The organism is Variovorax sp. YR752, assembly GCF_943372545.1.
Window position 1 is genome coordinate 26,881 of sequence record NZ_CALRZC010000047.1, and the last position, 16,528, is coordinate 43,408.

The 16,528-nt window shown below is 70.6% G+C and carries 12 protein-coding genes; 6 read left to right on the forward strand and 6 right to left on the reverse strand.

Translation table 11 applies throughout. The features are described 5' to 3' along the window. Nucleotides 1-6: 6 nt before the first annotated feature. The 4 genes from AAG801_RS13660 to AAG801_RS13675 all read right to left on the reverse strand — a co-directional run bounded on the left by AAG801_RS13660 (nt 7) and on the right by AAG801_RS13675 (nt 5,358). Entirely contained in the window at nt 7-1,509 is a 1,503-nt protein-coding gene (locus AAG801_RS13660) for a hypothetical protein (RefSeq protein ID WP_341888863.1), read from the reverse strand. A 92-nt stretch (nt 1,510-1,601) separates the two neighbouring features. After that, the gene (locus AAG801_RS13665) at nt 1,602-2,801 is read right to left on the reverse strand and encodes a substrate-binding domain-containing protein (protein ID WP_341888864.1); all 1,200 of its coding nucleotides are present in this window, start codon (nt 2,799-2,801) and stop codon (nt 1,602-1,604) included. Nucleotides 2,802-2,905: 104 nt separating this feature from the next. Further along, nucleotides 2,906-3,811 carry a transglycosylase SLT domain-containing protein gene (locus AAG801_RS13670; RefSeq protein ID WP_341888865.1) on the reverse strand — a complete coding sequence of 302 codons (906 nt, stop codon included), beginning with the start codon at nt 3,809-3,811 and terminating at the stop codon, nt 2,906-2,908. Between the two features lie 74 nt (nt 3,812-3,885). Then, the gene (locus tag AAG801_RS13675; RefSeq protein WP_341888866.1) at nt 3,886-5,358 is read right to left on the reverse strand and encodes a sigma 54-interacting transcriptional regulator; all 1,473 of its coding nucleotides are present in this window, start codon (nt 5,356-5,358) and stop codon (nt 3,886-3,888) included. 147 nt (nt 5,359-5,505) lie between these two features. Between AAG801_RS13675 and AAG801_RS13680 the strand changes: the two genes are divergently transcribed. The 6 genes from AAG801_RS13680 to AAG801_RS13705 are packed head-to-tail and all read left to right on the forward strand — an operon-like array spanning nt 5,506 to nt 11,093. Next, nucleotides 5,506-6,195, forward strand: coding sequence for a GntR family transcriptional regulator (locus AAG801_RS13680; protein ID WP_341888867.1), 690 nt, complete (start codon nt 5,506-5,508; stop codon nt 6,193-6,195). Next, nucleotides 6,185-7,483, forward strand: a complete 1,299-nt coding sequence (locus AAG801_RS13685) for a malonyl-CoA decarboxylase (RefSeq protein WP_341888868.1) — start codon at nt 6,185-6,187, stop codon at nt 7,481-7,483. Before AAG801_RS13680 ends, AAG801_RS13685 begins: the two co-directional genes overlap by 11 nt. A gap of 36 nt (nt 7,484-7,519) precedes the next feature. Beyond that, nucleotides 7,520-8,512 carry a tripartite tricarboxylate transporter substrate binding protein gene (locus tag AAG801_RS13690; RefSeq protein WP_341888869.1) on the forward strand — a complete coding sequence of 331 codons (993 nt, stop codon included), beginning with the start codon at nt 7,520-7,522 and terminating at the stop codon, nt 8,510-8,512. Nucleotides 8,513-8,519: 7 nt separating this feature from the next. Continuing rightward, nucleotides 8,520-9,311: an enoyl-CoA hydratase/isomerase family protein gene (locus AAG801_RS13695; RefSeq protein WP_341888870.1), complete on the forward strand. Its 792-nt coding sequence runs from the start codon at nt 8,520-8,522 to the stop codon at nt 9,309-9,311. Nucleotides 9,312-9,331: 20 nt separating this feature from the next. Beyond that, the gene (locus tag AAG801_RS13700; RefSeq protein ID WP_341888871.1) at nt 9,332-10,876 is read left to right on the forward strand and encodes a malonyl-CoA synthase; all 1,545 of its coding nucleotides are present in this window, start codon (nt 9,332-9,334) and stop codon (nt 10,874-10,876) included. Nucleotides 10,877-10,886: 10 nt separating this feature from the next. Continuing rightward, nucleotides 10,887-11,093 (forward strand): cysteine-rich CWC family protein, encoded by a 207-nt coding sequence (locus tag AAG801_RS13705; RefSeq protein ID WP_341888872.1) that lies wholly within the window; start codon nt 10,887-10,889, stop codon nt 11,091-11,093. Here the strand turns inward: AAG801_RS13705 and AAG801_RS13710 are convergent. Both AAG801_RS13710 and AAG801_RS13715 read right to left on the reverse strand, forming a co-directional pair. Continuing rightward, a complete protein-coding gene (locus AAG801_RS13710) occupies nt 11,085-14,891 on the reverse strand; it encodes a response regulator (protein ID WP_341888873.1) in 3,807 nt (1,268 codons plus the stop codon). The genes AAG801_RS13705 and AAG801_RS13710 overlap by 9 nt on opposite strands. Next, nucleotides 14,891-16,528, reverse strand: a 1,638-nt coding sequence (locus AAG801_RS13715; protein WP_341888874.1) for a TonB-dependent receptor, incomplete at its 5' end; no start/stop codon positions are given. The genes AAG801_RS13715 and AAG801_RS13710, both read right to left, overlap by 1 nt.

A 16,528-nucleotide genomic window follows, 5' to 3' on the forward strand; every position in this document is an offset into this window, starting at 1 on the left:
AGGTGTTCAGGGGCAGGTGCCGATCACGAAGTAGTTCGGCGCCGTCTGCTTCAGCGTGGTGGTCACGAACACGTTCCACAGGCCCAGGTTCTGGTTCGACCCGTTCGCGTAGGCGATGCCGAAACGCTGCGTCGCGCGGCCGGCGGCGGTCTGCGCGTAGTTCGACGCGCTGAAGCACAGCGCCGCCGTGCTGGTCGTGGTGCCGGAGGCGGGCGCGGACGTGGCGCCCTCGGCGCCGTTGGCATCCACCGCGCGCAGCGTCCAGCTGTAGGTGGTGGCCGGGGCGAGGCCGCTGTCGGTGTAGCTGGTGCCGGCGACGAGCGTCGGATTGACACGCGTGCCGTTGCGGTAGACGTTGTAGCCACTCGCACCGCTCACCGCGCCCCAGGCGATCACCATGCTGCTGGCCGTCGCCCCCGAAGTGCCGACGCCGCTCGGCGCGGGCAGTGCCGAGCCGCCGCCGCCACCACCCCCTCCGCCGCCGGTGTTGCCGGAAGCGAGACGGTCGACCATCGCCTTGATCGCCGCCACCTGCGCGCCGCTGCGCTGCGCGAAGTTGCTGCCGTACCAGCCGATCCAGTCCCAGCAGCCGTTCGGGTTGGCCAGCGAGCCGCTGGCGGCGGTGGTGCGGCTGGTGTTGTCCACACGCGCCTGCGGGAACAGCACGACGATGCGGTTGCTGTCGGCCCAGCGCGTGTAGCCGGTGTTCTTGAGGAAGCGGTCGCCGATCGTCGCGTAGGTCTGCTGGCAGCCGTGCAGCGCGATATGCAGCCGGCAGCTGGCACCGGCGGCGCAGTCGCTGGGCACGTAGACCCAGCCGTTGGCGGCGACGCCGGGGTTGGTGGTGAACGCGGTCTGGTCGAACTCGATGTAGTTCGCGGCCGAAGGCGCGTCATTGCGCGGGTTCAGCGTGCCGTAGAACATCGACAGCACGGCCTTCGCGCCGTCGTAGCCGCAGTTGGCGATGTAGGGCGAGGCGCTGCTGCTGCAGGCGTTGTTGCCGCTGGCGTCGAAGTCGGTCGGGAAGACATGCGCAGTGCTCGCACGGCGCACGAGCTGAAGATTGGCGGCCGGCACGCCGTTGTTCTGGTACTGCGTCTGCAGCGCCAGCACCGGGTTCGGCCCGACGGTGTAGTCGCTGTTGCCGACGAACAGGAAGATCTTCTGCGCGGCGATGCCGGCCTTCGCATCGATCGCCGTGCCGCTCCAGTTGTTGATGTCGGCCTGCAGGGTCGACAGCGCCGAGGCGGAGATGCTCGCGTTGTACATGCACGCGGTGTAGTTGGCGTGCCCTGCGCACATGTACGGCCCGGCGGCGAACACGCCCACACCCTTGAAGGTGGCCGAGTGCGCGACGCCGAGCTGGTTGGCCATGAAGCCGCCGGAGGACAGGCCCGAGACGGTGATGGCAGCCGGGTCGATGTTCAGCGACGGCAGCGCGCCGGAGGCGGACGCCGCCGGCGACGCGACCGCCGCTGCCGCGGCGATCGCGAGCAGCAAAGACTTCATCACGGAGTCCTCCCGGAAAAGTCGGCGAGTTGACCGGCGCGCCAGCGTCCGGTCCAACGAGACGAGTTAGGACGGCGCCGCAGGCGTCCGGCCTAACGCCGGTTGCGGATAGGCACGGCCATCTCTTCCGGCTTGATCTCGCGCACCAGCTCCGGCACGCCCCATGCGAAGGCCGGGTCCACCTTGATCTTGAAGTGGTACATCGCCTGCATGGCCTGGTGGTCTTCCTTGCGGAAGGTCATCCTGCCCTTGGGCGTCTCGAAGCTCATGCCTTCCATGGTCTTGATGAGCTTCTCGGTGTTCGCGTCGCCGGCGCTCTTCTTCAGCGCCTCGACCACTGCGATGGCCGCGCTCATGCCGCCGGCCGTGAAGAAGTCCGGCGGGTTCTTGAACTGCTTGTAGTGGTTGGAGACCAGCCACTCGTTGACCGGGTTCTTCGGGATGCCGAAGTAGTAGTAGGTCGCGCCTTCCATGCCGGGGAAGTTCTTGTACGCGGCCATCGCCGGCAGGATGTTGCCGCCGGTGGCGATCTCGATGTTGTAGCGCTTGAGGTCGAGGTCGGCGATCTTGAACGGGTTGCCCGCGCCGGCCCAGATGATGAAGATCACCTTGCGGCCTGGCTGGTCCTTCAGCTTGTCGATCAGGCGCTGCGCACCGGCGGTGAAGTCGGTGGTGTTGGTCGGCAGGTATTCCTCGTGGACGATCTTGGCGCTCTTGACCGCGTCCTTGAAGGCCTTCACGCCGTCGCGGCCGAAGGCATAGTCCTGGGCCAGCGTGGCGATGCTCGTGCCGGCCTTGTCGAGCGCGACGGCGTTGCTGATCGCGTCCTGGCTGCTGTTGCGGCCGGTGCGGAAGATGTACCTGTTCCACTTGTCGCCGGTGATCGAATCGGCCACCGCCGGCTCGACGAGCAGGATCTTCTTGTACTCCTCGGCCACCGGCAGCAGCGCCAGCGCCACGCCGGAGGACGTCGGCCCCACCGCGATGTCGGCCTTGTCATCGCCGTAGGCGGCGGCCAGCAGGCTCTTGCCCACGTCGGGCTTGCCCTGGTCGTCCTTCTCGATGACCACCAGCTTCTTGCCCGCGACGGTCATCGTGCCGCCGGTGGCGTAGTCCAGGCCCATCATGAAGCCGGTGGCGGTCTGCTTGCCGTAGGCCTCCAGCGGGCCGGTCTTGCTGTAGACGTGGGCGATGCGGATCTCGCCCTTGGCCTGCGCGAGCGCGATGGCGGGCAGGGCGAGGGCGGCAGCGGCGATGGCGCCGAGCCAGAGTCGGCGGGGAGCGTGCGGCATGCGGGTGTCTCCGTGTGATTGATCGAACTGGGCACCGTTGGCCCATGCCCGGACAAAGGCAAACCACGTGCCACGCGGCACCGCGTTTTCCCTGAGCGGCGCGCTCAGCGGCCCATGGCCCGCATCAGGTGGATCTGCGGCGACGGCTTGGAGACACTCGGATCGAACGGATGGTTCAGGCGCGTGAAGCCGGCGAGGATGCGGTTCACGTAGGCGCGCGTTTCCGAGTATGGCGGCACGCCGCGGTAGCGGTTCACCGCGCCTTCGCCGGCGTTGTAGGCCGCCGCCACCAGGGGCACGTTGCCCTCGAAGTAGGCCATCAGCCAGCGCAGGTAGGCCATGCCACCGCGGATGTTCTGCTCGGCATCGTAGGGGCGGCTCACCCCGAAGCGCTCGGCGGTGTCGGGGATCAGCTGCATCAGGCCCTTGGCGTTCTTCGGCGACAGCGCGATCACGTCGTAGTTCGACTCGACCTTGATGAACGCGAGCACCAGCGCCGGCGAGAGCTGGTACTGCGGCGCATGCCGCTTGACGATCTCGACGATGTGGCGCGGCGCGTCCGCGGGGATCGTCTCGGGCAAGGTCGCCGGCGCGCGAGGTTGCGGCGCCGCCATCTGCGGCGGGGCGCGATCGATCATGCACTCCGGCACGTAGTTCGGCGGCCCACCCACATTGGCGAGCATGCGCACCGCCTGCTCCAGGCCCTGCTCGGCAGCAGCGTGGAAGAAGAAGGCGGCATTGGCGTCGCTGCGCTCGACGCCGCGGCCGTTGGCGTACATCCAGCCGAGGTTGAACTGCGCCTCGGCGTCGCCCAGCCGGGCGGCCTGGCAGTACAACTCGGCGGCCTTGATGGGGTCGCGCTCGACACCCTCGCCGTTCTCGTAGCCCAGCGCCTCGCGGCGCAGCAGGGCGCGCACGCTGCGCTCCTCGACACTCTCGGGCGAGGCGATCACGGCCAGCGCGTTGCCCGACCAGAGCACGGCGCCCATCAACAAGGCTGCGGATTGCATGATCGCCGGACACATCCGCCGGCATTTCTGCATGAATTGCAGACAGTACCCGGCCCGAAAGCGTGCGCCGCTCATCACGCCAGCTTCTCGTAGAGGGTCGCGCGCGAGATGCCGAGCATGCGCGAAGCGGCCAGCTTGTTGCCGCCGGTGGCGGCCAGCGCCTCGCGGATCGCCTGCGCCTCCAGCTCGGCCACCGCCTGCGGCAGCGACTTGACGCCGGCCACCCGCGGCGGCTCGGCGGCGAGGGCGGGGGCCGGCGCCGGCGCGGACGCCGGCGGCAGGGCCACCACGGCGCCATCGGCGCCGAGCACGGCCTCGAAGTGCCGCGCGCCGAGCACCGGGTCGTCGGTCATCAGGCTGGCCTGCTCCAGCGCATTGCGCAGCTCGCGGATGTTGCCCGGCCAGGGCTGGCGCGCCAGCAGCTCGAGCGCGTCGGGCGCGAGGCCCTTGTGCGGCATGCCGCTGCGCCGCGCGATGTCGTCGGCCAGCGCGTCGGCCAGCGACTCCAGGTCGGTCAGCCGATCGCGCAGCGGCGGCAGGCGGATCGGCAGCACGTTGAGGCGGTAGAACAGGTCGGCGCGGAAGCTGCCGGCGCGCACCATCGCCGCGAGGTCGCGGCTGGTCGCGGCGATCACGCGCACGTCGACGTGCTGCACCTGGTTGCTGCCCAGCGGCTCGACCTCCTGCTCCTGCAGCACGCGCAGCAGCTTGGCCTGCAGCGGCAGCGGCATGTCGCCGATCTCGTCGAGGAACAGCGTGCCGCCATGGGCCAGCCTGAACTTGCCGTCGCGGCCCTTGCGGTCGGCGCCGGTGAAGGCGCCGGCGGCGACGCCGAAGAACTCGGCCTCGAGCAGCGTGTCGGGCACCGCGGCGATGTTGACGCCGACGAAGGGCCTGGCGGCGCGTGCGCTGGCGGCGTGGATGGCGTGGGCGAGCAGTTCCTTGCCGGTGCCCGTCTCACCCAGCAGCAGCACCGTGCTGTCGGTCTGCGCGACGCGGCGCGCCTGCCGCTTGACCTCCATCGCCGGCGCGCTGGCACCGATGAAGCTGGCAATGGTGTGCTTGGGCCGGCGCTCGCGCGTGAGGTGCTCGGCGAGCTGCTGGCGGGCGTTGTCGAGGTCGCGCTGCAGGCGGCTGAACTTGCCGATCAGCGGCTGCATCGTGGTCTCGGGGTGGTCAAGCAGCACCATGCCCATCGCGCCGATCACCTCTCCGCCCGCATCGCGCAGCGGCAGCCGGCTGACCAGGAAGGTGCCGGCCTGGTTGGTCAGCAGGTCGACGAGGATGGGCTGGCCGCTCTCGATGACCTGCGCCATCAGCGTGTTCGGCACCACCTCCTCGACACGCCGGCCGACGAAGTCGTCCTCGGCATGGCCGAGCGCCGGCAGAAAGCGCTTATAGCCCTCGCTGATCCAGACGATGCGGTGCGCCCGGTCGACCACCATCATGCCCATCGCCGTCTGCGCGAAGGTGTCGAACATCGATTGCGCGGCAAGCCGCAGCAGGCTGTCGGCATCGAGCGGGAGTGCGGGCAGGGAGACGGGCATGCGGACTCGCTGTCGGAAAGTCGGACACTGTAGCCGCAGCCGACAGCGGCAACACCCCCCAGGCCAGGGACTGCACGGGTTCTTCCGTGGTTGTAATTATGAATTAGTAATTGTAGAGTGATCTCTTCCGGTGTCGAGGCACACAACATGGCCGATCCGATCCCTCTTCGCCCTTCCTCGCTTCACGAGGAAGTGGCCACTCGCCTTCGGAGCATGGTGTTCGAGCGCCAGCTCGCCCCGGGGCAGTGGATCGACGAGCTGGCGCTGGCGCGCGACTGGCAGATCAGCCGCACGCCGCTGCGCGAGGCGCTGAAGGTGCTGGCCGCGGAAGGGCTGGTGGTGCCGGTGCCGCGCCAGGGCTGCCGGGTCGCCGAAATGTCCGAGGACGACGCCAACGAGCTGCTGCCGGTGATGGCGCTGCTCGAAGGCCGCTGCGCCTACGAAGCCGTCCGCAAGGCCAGCGAGGCCGACATCCGCCGCCTGCAGCGCCTGCACGAGCAGCTCGAGAAGCATGCCGCCGCCCGGGACATCGAGGCCTACTACCGCGCCAACCACGAGTTCCACAGCACCGTGCAGGCGATGGCCGGCAACCGCTGGCTGGACCGGGCCACCGGCGACCTGCGCCGCTTCGTGCGCCTGCTGCGCGGCCGCCAGCTGCACTGGCCGGGGCGCATCGAGGCCTCGATCAACGAGCACCGCGTGCTGCTCGACGCCATCGTGCAGCGCGACGCCGCGCGCGCCGAGCGTGTCATGCACGATCACCTGATGGCCCAGCTCGCCGCGCTGAAGGCGCTGCGCCTGCACGAGAAGACGGAAGGGACGCCCCATGCTGGATGAACTGAAGAGCGCCGCACGCAAGGTCAACGGCGCGCGCCATCTGCGCGGCCTGCTGATCGACTGCCGGCGGCTGCTGTCCGAGCGCGGCGAGGCCAACAGCGTGGCGATCGCGCGCGACCTGGTGGCGCGCTTCCGCGAGCTGCCGGAAGACGCACAGTCGACCTTCTTCGAGCGCCTGTCGCGCGACTTCAGCCCCGACCCGAAGGCGGTGCTGCAAAGCGCACAGGCCTATGCCGAGTCGCCCAGCGCCGCCAACCTGCAGCGCCTGACGCAGCTCGCCGAGCCGCCGCGGCAGGAACTGTTGCGCCGCATCAACCGCACGCCCGGCGGCACCGGCAGCATCGTCGCGATGCGCCGCGCCCTGCTCGCCCGCGTGAACAGGCAGCCCGAGCTGCAAGCCGTCGAGGCCGACTTCCTGCACCTGCTGTCGAGCTGGTTCAACCCCGGCTTCCTGCAGCTCAAGCGGGTCGACTGGAACTCGCCGGCGCAGCTGCTCGAGCAGATCATCCACCACGAGGCGGTGCACCAGATCGACGGCTGGGACGACCTGCGCCGCCGCCTGCAACCCGACCGCCGCTGCTTCGCCTTCTTCCACCCGCAGCTGCCCGACGAGCCGCTGATCTTCGTCGAGGTGGCGCTGCTGCCGACGATGCCCGAGGCGATCGCGCCGCTGATCGACAAGGCCTCGACGCCGCTGCCGCCGAGCCAGTTCAAGGTCGCCGCGTTCTACTCGATCAGCAACTGCCAGCCGGGGCTGAAGGGTGTGTCGCTGGGCAACTTCCTGATCAAGCGCGTGGCCGAGGAACTCAAGCGCGAACTGCCGCAGCTCAAGACCTTCTGCACGCTGTCGCCGATCCCCGGCTTCGCGCGCTGGGTGCGCGCCGGTGCGCCGTGCGAGGGGCTGGCGAAGGCTCGTGCGCAGCGCCTGACGGAGGCACTGGCCATGGTCACGGCCGCCTGCAACGGCGAGTTCGACCGCCTCACGCATGCCACCACGCTGCGCGCACTGGCGCCGGAGTCTGCGCAGGCGCTGCTGCGCCTGGCCGCCTACTACCTCGGCTGGCACGCCACCGCCGGCGGCGGCGATCCGGTGGCCCGCTTCCACCTCGACAACGGCGCGCGGCTCGAGCGCCTCGACCCGCTCGGCGACCTGTCCGCCAAGGGGCTGCGCCAGTCCTTCGGCATGATGGTCAACTACCTGTACGACCTCGACAAGGTCGAAACGCATCACGAGAAGTTCGTCCAGGGAGAAGTGGCACAGTCACGCCTCCTGAGCTCGCTGCTCTGAATCCCGCTCACACATCACCACAAGCAAGGAGACACCATGACCCGACCGTTCACCTCGCGCCTGCGCCGCGCCACGCTGGTACTCGCCGCGCTCGGGGCCCTGGGCGCCTCGCCCTGGGCGGCTGCCCAGGCCTGGCCGACCAAGCCGGTGACCATCGTCGTGCCCTTCCCCGCCGGCGGCGGCACCGACGCCTTCGCGCGGCCGCTGTTCGCGCAGATGACGAAGAACCTGGGCAAGCAGTTCGTCATCGACAACAAGGGCGGCGCCGGCGGCACGGTGGGCGCGAGCGTGGCGGCCAAGGCGGCGCCGGACGGCTACACCTTCTTCATGGGTGCAGTGCACCACACCATCGCTCCGTCGATGTACCCCAGGCTCGACTACAGCATCGAGACCGACTTCGTGCCGGTCGGCCTGATCTCCAGCGTTCCGCAGGTGATCGTGGTCAACCCGCAGCGCGTGACCGCCAGCGACCTGCCGGGACTGCTCGACTACATGCGCAAGAACCCGGGCAAGCTGAACTACGCCTCGGCGGGCAACGGCACTTCGCACCACCTGGCCGGCGAGCTGTTCAAGCTGCAGACCAAGACCTTCGTCACCCACATTCCCTACCGCGGCGCCGGTCCGGCGCTGCAGGACCTGATCGCCGGCCAGGTCGACTTGATGTTCGACGGGCTGGGCTCGTCGGCCACGCACATCAAGGGCGGGCGAATCAAGGCCATCGCGGTGGCCAGCGACAAGCGCGCGCCCGGATTCCCCGCCGTACCCACGGCGAAGGAGAGCGGCGTGCCGACCTACCAGGTTGCCACCTGGTATGGCCTGTGGGCGCCCAAGGGCACGCCGAAGGAGGCCCTCGATGCCATGCAGGCCGAGATGAAGAAGGCGCTGAACTCCGAGGAGCTGAAGGCCAGCTGGACCAGCCTGGGCGCCGACACTCCCAACCTGTACGGTGATGCCTTCGGCAAGTTCGTCGGCAACGAGGTCAAGCGCTGGGCCGAGGTGGTCAAGGCCTCCGGCGCCAAGCTGGACTAGTGCGCCCATGCCAGGCTCGATCACGCTGGAGCGCGGCGACGCCGAAGGCGTCGCCCACCTGACGCTGGCCAACCCGGCCAAGCTCAACGCGATCGACATCGCGATGTGGCGCGAGCTGCACGCGCTGATGCTGCACCTGCAGGACCTGCCGCCCGACGAGGCGCCGCACGCGGTGATCGTGCGCGGCGCCGACGGGCACTTCGCGGCCGGCGGCGACATCGTCGAGTTCGCCAGCTTCCGCTTCGAGGAGGAGTCGCTGCGCGACTTCCACGAGAACGTGGTCGCGCCGGCGCTGCACGCGATGCTCGACTGCGACATCCCGCTGTACGCGCAGATCGAGGGCAACTGCATCGGCGGCGGGCTGGAGATCGCGGCCTGCTGCGACATCCGCGTCTGCGGCGACGGCAGCCGCTTCGGCGCGCCTATCGCGCGGCTGGGCTTCCCGATGGCGCCGCAGGAGCTGCAGGTGGTGTCGCGCGTCGCACCGATGGCGGTGCTGCGCGAGATGCTGCTCGAGGCGCGGCTGTTCAACGCCGCCGCGGCGCTGCAGCACGGCATCGTGCATGCCGTCGTGCCGGATGCCGAGGTCGCCGCGCACACGCTGGCGCGCGCGAAGTCGCTGGCTGCGCTGTCGCCGCAGGCGGCGCGCATCAACAAGCGCACGCTGCGGCAGATCGCCGCCGGCGGGCCGCTCGAGGCCGAGCGCCTGGCCCACTACGCCTATGCCGACAGCGAAGAACATCGCGAAGGCGTGATGGCCTTCATCGAGAAGAGGACGCCGCGCTTCCAGAGAGGCTGACGCGGCCGGAGGGACGTGAGATGAGCACCAACCAGAACCTGTTCGTCGCGCTGCGCGACGCCTTCCCCCGCGACCTGGATCGCACCGCGATCGAGACCGCCGACGGCCCGGATGCGCCGCTGTGCTACAGCTGGGGTGACCTCGAGCGCGCCACGGCGAAGATCGCCAACCTGCTGGCCTCGCTGGAGCTGCCCGAGGGCACCCGGGTCGCGGTGCAGACCGAGAAATCGGTCGAAGGCCTGCTGCTGTACCTCGCGGTGCTGCGCGCCGGCTACGTGTACCTGCCGCTGAACACCGCCTACCAGGCCGCCGAGATCGAGTACTTCGTCGGCAATGCCGAGCCGGGCGTGGTGGTGTGCTCGGGCAGGAACTTCGGCTGGGTGTCGAAGATCGCCTTCCAGGCCGGCACGAAGCATGTCTTCACGCTCAACGAAGACCGCAGCGGCACCCTGCTCGATCGCGCCGCGCACCATGCCGACACCCACGTGCCGGCGCTGAAGGCGGCCGACGACCTGGCCGCCATCCTCTACACCAGCGGCACCACCGGGCGCAGCAAGGGCGCGATGCTGACGCATGGCAACCTGCTGTCGAACGCGCGGGTGCTGAAGGACTACTGGGGCTGGACCGAGGGCGACGTGCTGATCCACGTGCTGCCGATCTTCCACGTGCACGGCCTGTTCGTCGCCTCGCATGGCGCGCTGCTCAACGGAAGCAGGATGATCTGGTTCTCGAAGTTCGACCCCGCCGCGGTGGTGCGCCGCCTGCCCGAGGCCACCGTCTTCATGGGCGTGCCGACGCTCTACGTGCGCCTGCTCGCCGAGCCCGGCTTCGGCCGCGAAGCCTGCCGCAACATGCGCCTGTTCGTCGCCGGTTCGGCGCCACTGCTGATCGAGACCTTCAACCAGTTCCGCGAGCGCAGCGGCCACACCATCGTCGAGCGCTACGGCATGAGCGAGACAGTGATGCTGACCTCCAACCCGTACCGCGCGCAGGACGGCGAGCGCCGCGGCGGCACGGTCGGCTTCCCGCTGCCCGGCGTGGGCGTGCGCGTCAGCGACGACAAGGGCCTGCCCTGCCCGACCGGCGAGATCGGCGGCATCGAGGTCAGGGGCCCGAACGTCTTCAAGGGCTACTGGCGCATGCCGGAGAAGACGAAGGAAGAGTTCACCGCGGACGGCTGGTTCAAGACCGGCGACGTCGGCAAGATCGACGAACGCGGCTACGTCACCATCGTCGGCCGCAGCAAGGACCTGATCATCACCGGCGGCTACAACGTCTACCCGGCCGAGATCGAGGGCTACCTCAACGAGATGGATGGCGTGGCCGAGAGCGCGGTGATCGGCGTGCCGCACCCCGACTTCGGCGAGGGCGTGGTGGCGGTGGTGGTCGCCCGGCCCGGCGCGAAGCCCGAGGCGGCGGCACTGGTCGCCGAGCTCAAGGGCCGGATCGCCAACTTCAAGGTGCCCAAGCACTGCTTCGTGGTCGACGCGCTGCCGCGCAACACCATGGGCAAGGTGCAGAAGAACCTGCTGCGCGATCAGCACAAGGGGCTGTTCGGTGCCTGATCGGCCGCAGATGGAGTCACGCTGCCCGCGCTGCGGCGGCGAGTTCCACTGCGGCATCGGCGACGCGAGCGACGCCGGGCCCTGCGCCTGCACCACGCTCGCCCTGACACCGGCGCTGCGAGCCGAACTGGCGGCCCGGTTCCACGGCTGCCTGTGCCTGGCCTGCCTGCGCGCCCTGGCGGCCGGCGAGGCGCCGGCCGCCACGCCCTCAGGCTGAGGCGGACTCGAGCGAGCCCAGGCCCTCGAGCAAGGGCTCGAGCTGGCGGATCGCGGTGTCGAGCAGGCGCTCGACGTCCTCCGCCGGTGCGTCGTGGTCGCAGGCGGCTTCCAGCGCCGCAGCGGCGCGCTGCAACGCCGGCATGCCCAGCGTGCCCGAGACGCTCTTCAGGTCATGGGCGAAGCGTGTGCAGGCAGCGCCGTCACCCTGCTGGCGCGCCATGGCGAAGCGGCTGCCGAAGTCCCGTTCGCGGTCGCGGAACATCACCAGCAGCCGGCGGTACAGGCTCGGGTTGCCCATCACGCCGGCCAGCCCGGCGCGTGTGTCCAGCCCCGGCAGAACCGGGAACTCGGAAACGTCCGCAGGGCCGGCGGCCGGCAATGCGGCGGCCGGCCGCACCCAGCGCGCCAGCGTGGCGTACAGCTCGTCGACGCGGATCGGCTTGGCCACGTGGTCGTTCATGCCGGCTTCCAGCACCTTGTCGCGGTCGCCGGCCATCGCGTTGGCGGTCATGGCGATCACCGGCAGGTCGTCCAGCTCGGGGCGGCGGCGCAACTCCCGCGTCGCGGCATAGCCGTCGAGCACCGGCATCTGGCAGTCCATGAGCACGGCGTCGTAGCGTTCGCGCCCCAGCGCCGCCAATGCCTCGCGCCCGTCGGCAGCCACGCTGACCACCACGCCGGCCCGGCCGAGCAGGTCACGCGCCAGTTCCTGGTTGATGGTGTTGTCCTCCACCAGCAGCACGTGCACCCCGGCCAGCGCGGCCTGGTGGGCGAGCAGTTCGTCGTGGCGACGCTCGTCGCGGCTGACGTGCGGCATCCTCTCGCCGAGTGCATCGGCGCAGGCATCGAACAGCGCCGAGGCCGTCACCGGCTTGGTGAGCAGCGCGTCGACACTCAGATCCTGCGCGGCCAGTCGGCGCTGCACCTCGTGGCGGCTGAACGCCGTCACCATCAGCACGGTGGGCGCGCGGTGGCGCAGCGCCGTGCGGCCGAGCTGGGCCACGCAGTCGATGCCGTCCACGCCGGGCATGCGCCAGTCGAGCAGCAGCAGCAGATAGGGCTGGTCGGCGGCATCGGCACGCACCACCGCCTGCAGTGCCTGCACCCCGTCACTCAGCGCCTCGGCCCGCATGCCCAGCGATTCGGCCAGCGCGCACAGCAACTCGCGGGCGCCGGGGTGGTCGTCGACGACCAGCACACGCGCGCCGTCCAGCGCCTTCAGGCGCGGCAGGCTGGGCTGCGGCTGCGCATCCAGCCCGAAGCGCGCGCTGAAGTGGAAGCAGCTGCCACGCCCCGGCGTGCTGGTGACGCCGATCTCGCCGCCCATCATGCCGACCAGGTGGCGGCAGATCGCCAGGCCCAGCCCGGAGCCGCCGAAGCGGCGGCTGGTCGATGCGTCGGCCTGGCTGAAGGGCTGGAACAGCCGCTCGCGCTGCGCGTCGTCGATGCCGATGCCGGTGTCGTGCACCTCGAAACGCAGCGTCACGGCATCGGCCTCGCGCGACAGCTCGGAGACCACCACGCGCACCTCGCCCCGCTCGGTGAACTTGACGGCGTTGTTGCCGAGGTTGAGCAGCACCTGGCCGAGTCGGGACGGGTCGCCCACCAGCGCGGGCAGGGCTGGCGGCAGCTCGAACAGCAGCTCCAGCCCCTTTTCCTCGGCGCGCATGCCCACCAGGCTGGCGAACTGGTCCATCACCTCGCCGAGCCGGAACGGGATGCGCTCCATCTCCAGCCGGCCGGCCTCGATCTTCGAGAAGTCGAGGATGTCGTTGATGATGACCAGCAGCGACTCGGCGGCGCGGTGCACCTTGTCGACGTAGTTGCGCTGCTGGGCGTCGAGGTCGCTCTGCAGCGCCAGCCACGACATGCCGAGAATGGCGTTCATCGGCGTGCGGATCTCGTGGCTCATGGTGGCGAGGAACTCGCTCTTGGCCTGCGTGGCAGCCTCCGCGGTGCGCTGCGCGCGCTCCAGCGCCTCGGTGCGTTCCTGCACGCGCCGCTCGAGCCCGGCGGCCAGGGCACGCACGGCCTCCTCGGCCTGGCGGCGCGCCGTCACATCGGTGAACATCGCCACGGCACCACGCACGGCGCCGGATTCGTCGCGCAAGGGCCGTGCCGTCGCCGACAGCCAGTGCCCCTCGTCGACCGACTCGCCGGCGCGCCGCATGTAGACCTCGAACTTGTCGACGTTCTCGCCGCGCCGCGCGCGCCCGAGCGGCAGGTCCGGCAGCGGCACCGGCGTGACGCGGTCCGGCAGGTACAGGCCGAAGCGCTGCGGCCAGTTGCCATTCTTGCCAAGCGTCAGGCCGGGCCCGGCCAGTGCCTCAGCCGCCGGGTTGTACATCAGCAGCTCGCCGCGTTCGTCGGCCACCAGCACCGAGTCGCCGATGCCGTCGAGCACCGAGCGCAGGATGCGCGTCTGCCGGGCCAGCTCTTCGCGCTTGCTGCGCAGGCGCACGGTGAACACGAGGGTCGCGGCCAGCACCACGCCGATGGCCCCGAGCACGGTCCACAGCCAGCGCTGCTGCAGCTCCCGGCGCGCGATCTCGGCGCCCTGCTGCTCGCTGCGGCGCGTCAGCTCCGCGAGCTCGCGCGCGCGGCTCTCGTCGCGGTAGCGCTGCAGCAGCTGCATGATGCGCACGCTGGAGCGTTCGCGCGAGGCCTTCGCGGTCATCTCGGCGGCCTCGGTCGAGAGGCGGTAGGCACGCTGGTGGTTGCCCTGCTGCGCCTCGATGGCCGCCATGCGGCGCGCGCTCTCGCTGAGGTAGAGCGGGAAGCCGACCTCGCGCGCCAGCGCGTAGGCGCGCTCGGCATCCTCGCGCGCCGGTTCCTGACGGCCGAGGGCCTGGAGGCTGACGCTGCGGGCGTTCAGCGCATACCACTGCGCGATGCGGTTCGGGCGCGTGGCGTAGCTGCGGATGATCTGGTCGAACAGATCGATCGCCCGGGCATGGTCGCCGCGCTGCTGGTGCAGATCGGCCAGGCTGAAGACGGCGTGGTTGTAGGCGAACGGAGAACCGACCTCGCGGAAGATCTCGATGGCCTGCTCGGCCAGCCGCTGCGAGGCGGCGTACTCCTGCCTCAGCCGGTGCTGGCCGGACACGCCGAGCATGCCGAAGGCTTCGAGCAGTCGCGAGTGTCCGGCGGCGGCCCTCTGAAGCATCTGCTCGTAGTGCGGCCGGGCCTCGTCAGGCCGCCCGGTGAAGTCGAACGCGATGGCCATGGCCTGGTGCGCGTAGGCCTGCGCCATCGGATGCGCCTCGCGCTGCGCGAAATCCATGGCCTGCACCGCGAAGGCGACCTGGTCGTCGAGCTGGCCGAAGCGGCCGTACATCGTGCCCAGGCGCAGCAGCGCCTCGCTGAGCAGCTCGGGGCGGCCGGCTCCCTGCAGCAGCGACACGCTCTGCGTGGCCGCCTGCACGAGGCGCTCGATGTTCCCCTGGTTGACGGCGATGATGGTCATGCTCAGCTCGGCCTCGGCCTCGCCGATCCGGTCGCCGGCGGCGCGTGCCATCTCGATGGCCCGCTCGGCGCCGGCCGCCGCCGCCTCGGTCTCGCCAAGGTAGGTGTCGATGCGCACCAGCAGGTTGATCGCCAGCACGCGGTCGGCCGGCAGCGCGTCGGCTGGCAACTCGGCCTGCAGTGCGAGTGCGCGCTCGCGCGCAGCCGGCACGTCGTTCTCGGCGAGGACGCGCACCGCGGCGGCATCGCGTCGCCACTGCTCGAGCGTCGCGGCGAGCGCGGCCGGCGTCCACATCCACGCCGCCAGCAGCAGCGCGAGCGCGGCCCGCATCAGAGCTGCACGCTCAGGCTCACGCCCAGCTGCCGATCGTTGACCCAGGCCCCTTGCGGCCTCGTCGGCGTGCCGAGGTCGGCGCGCCGCAGCGTGCGCGTGAGGTTGCTGCCTTCCAGCGCCAGGGTCACCCGCTCGCTCGCCTTCCATGCAATCGTCCCGTCCACCCATCCATGCGCACGGGTATACACCGGCAGCGCGCCGAGCCCCACCACGCTGCTCACGCCGGACAGGAAGCGGCTGCGCCAGTTCCATGCCAGGCGGGCGCTCCACGGGCCGCGCTCGTACAGGCCGATCAGGTTGAGGCTGTGGCGCGAGAGGTTCTGCAGCGGCACCTCGCGCGCGAGCCGCCGGTCGGGCGTGCTGCTGTCGACGAAGGTGTAGTTGGCCTGCACGCCGAGGCCGCGCCAGGCGCCTCCCAGGCCGTCGAGGAAATGCAGCCAGGCAAGCTCTGCGCCGCGCACCCGGGCCGGGTCGCTGTTGTACGGGCGGCTGACCAGGTAGGTCTGGCCCTCGTAGGTCTCGGGCTGGCTGGCGTTGGCGATGAAGCCGTCGACCTGTTTCCAGAACAGCGTCAGCGCGATCGCATCCGCGGTGTCGGCGAGCCGCTCGATGGCCAGGTCGAGGTTGTGCGAGCGCACCGGCCGCAGCTCCGGATTGCCGGAGGCGCCCTGGTTGAGCGTCGGGTCCACCGGGTTGCGCAGCAGGCGCAGCGAGGGCGAGAGCTGGTCGAAGTTCGGCCGGGTGATGCTGCGCGAGGCCGCCGCGCGCCACTGCCAGCCCTGCGCGAGCGCCTGCCGCAGCGTGGCGCTGGGCAGCCAGTCGGTGGCGGCGGTGTCGTCCTGCAGCGGCGCCACGCCGCCGCTCGCGGGCAGCGTGCGGTAGCCGTCGAGCTGCATGCGCGTGTGCACTGCACGCAGGCCCAGCTGGGCGTCGATGCGACGCGCCGGCACCACCCAGTCGCTGCGCAGGTAGATCGCGTCGCTGCGCTCGCGGATGTGCCAGACCCCCAGCGGGTCGCCGGCAGTCGGCAGCGGCGCCGTCACCCCGTAGGCACGGCGCAGCGCGTCGGGGTCACGCGCGTCGCCGAGATCGGCGATCAGGACGCCGCCGACGCTGGGCGCGCGCCCGTCGAGGAAGTCGCCGAAGGGCGAAGGCTGCATTCGTCCGGGGGTGTCGGCCGCCGTCAGGCCGGCCACCGGCACGTCGCCGAAGATCAGACCCGGCGCATTGCCGGCACGGCGGTCGGCGCGCCGCCAGCCCATCGCAACACCTTCGAGCTCGCCGGGGCCGGCATCCCAGTGGCCATCCACCCGCGTCGCCGTGAGCGAGCCCTCGAAGGGGCGCACGCGGTAGGCGAGCGATGCGACACGCAGGTTGGCCGGATCGAGCAGTTCGCTTCCCGCCACGCCGGTGGACGGCACGCTGCCCGACAGGTCATGGCGGAACTCGGCCGCCGTGGCCGCGTGGATCGGGCCGGAGAAGAACAACCGGTTGATGCTCTTCGTGTGGCTCAGGTCGGCACTCCAGCGCCAGCGCTCACCCTCGTGCGCGCCACCCACGGCCATCTGCCGCGTGCGGTCGAGCGTGTCGCGCGCGAAGCTCAGCAGGGACACCGGCGCATTCGTCCAGGTGAT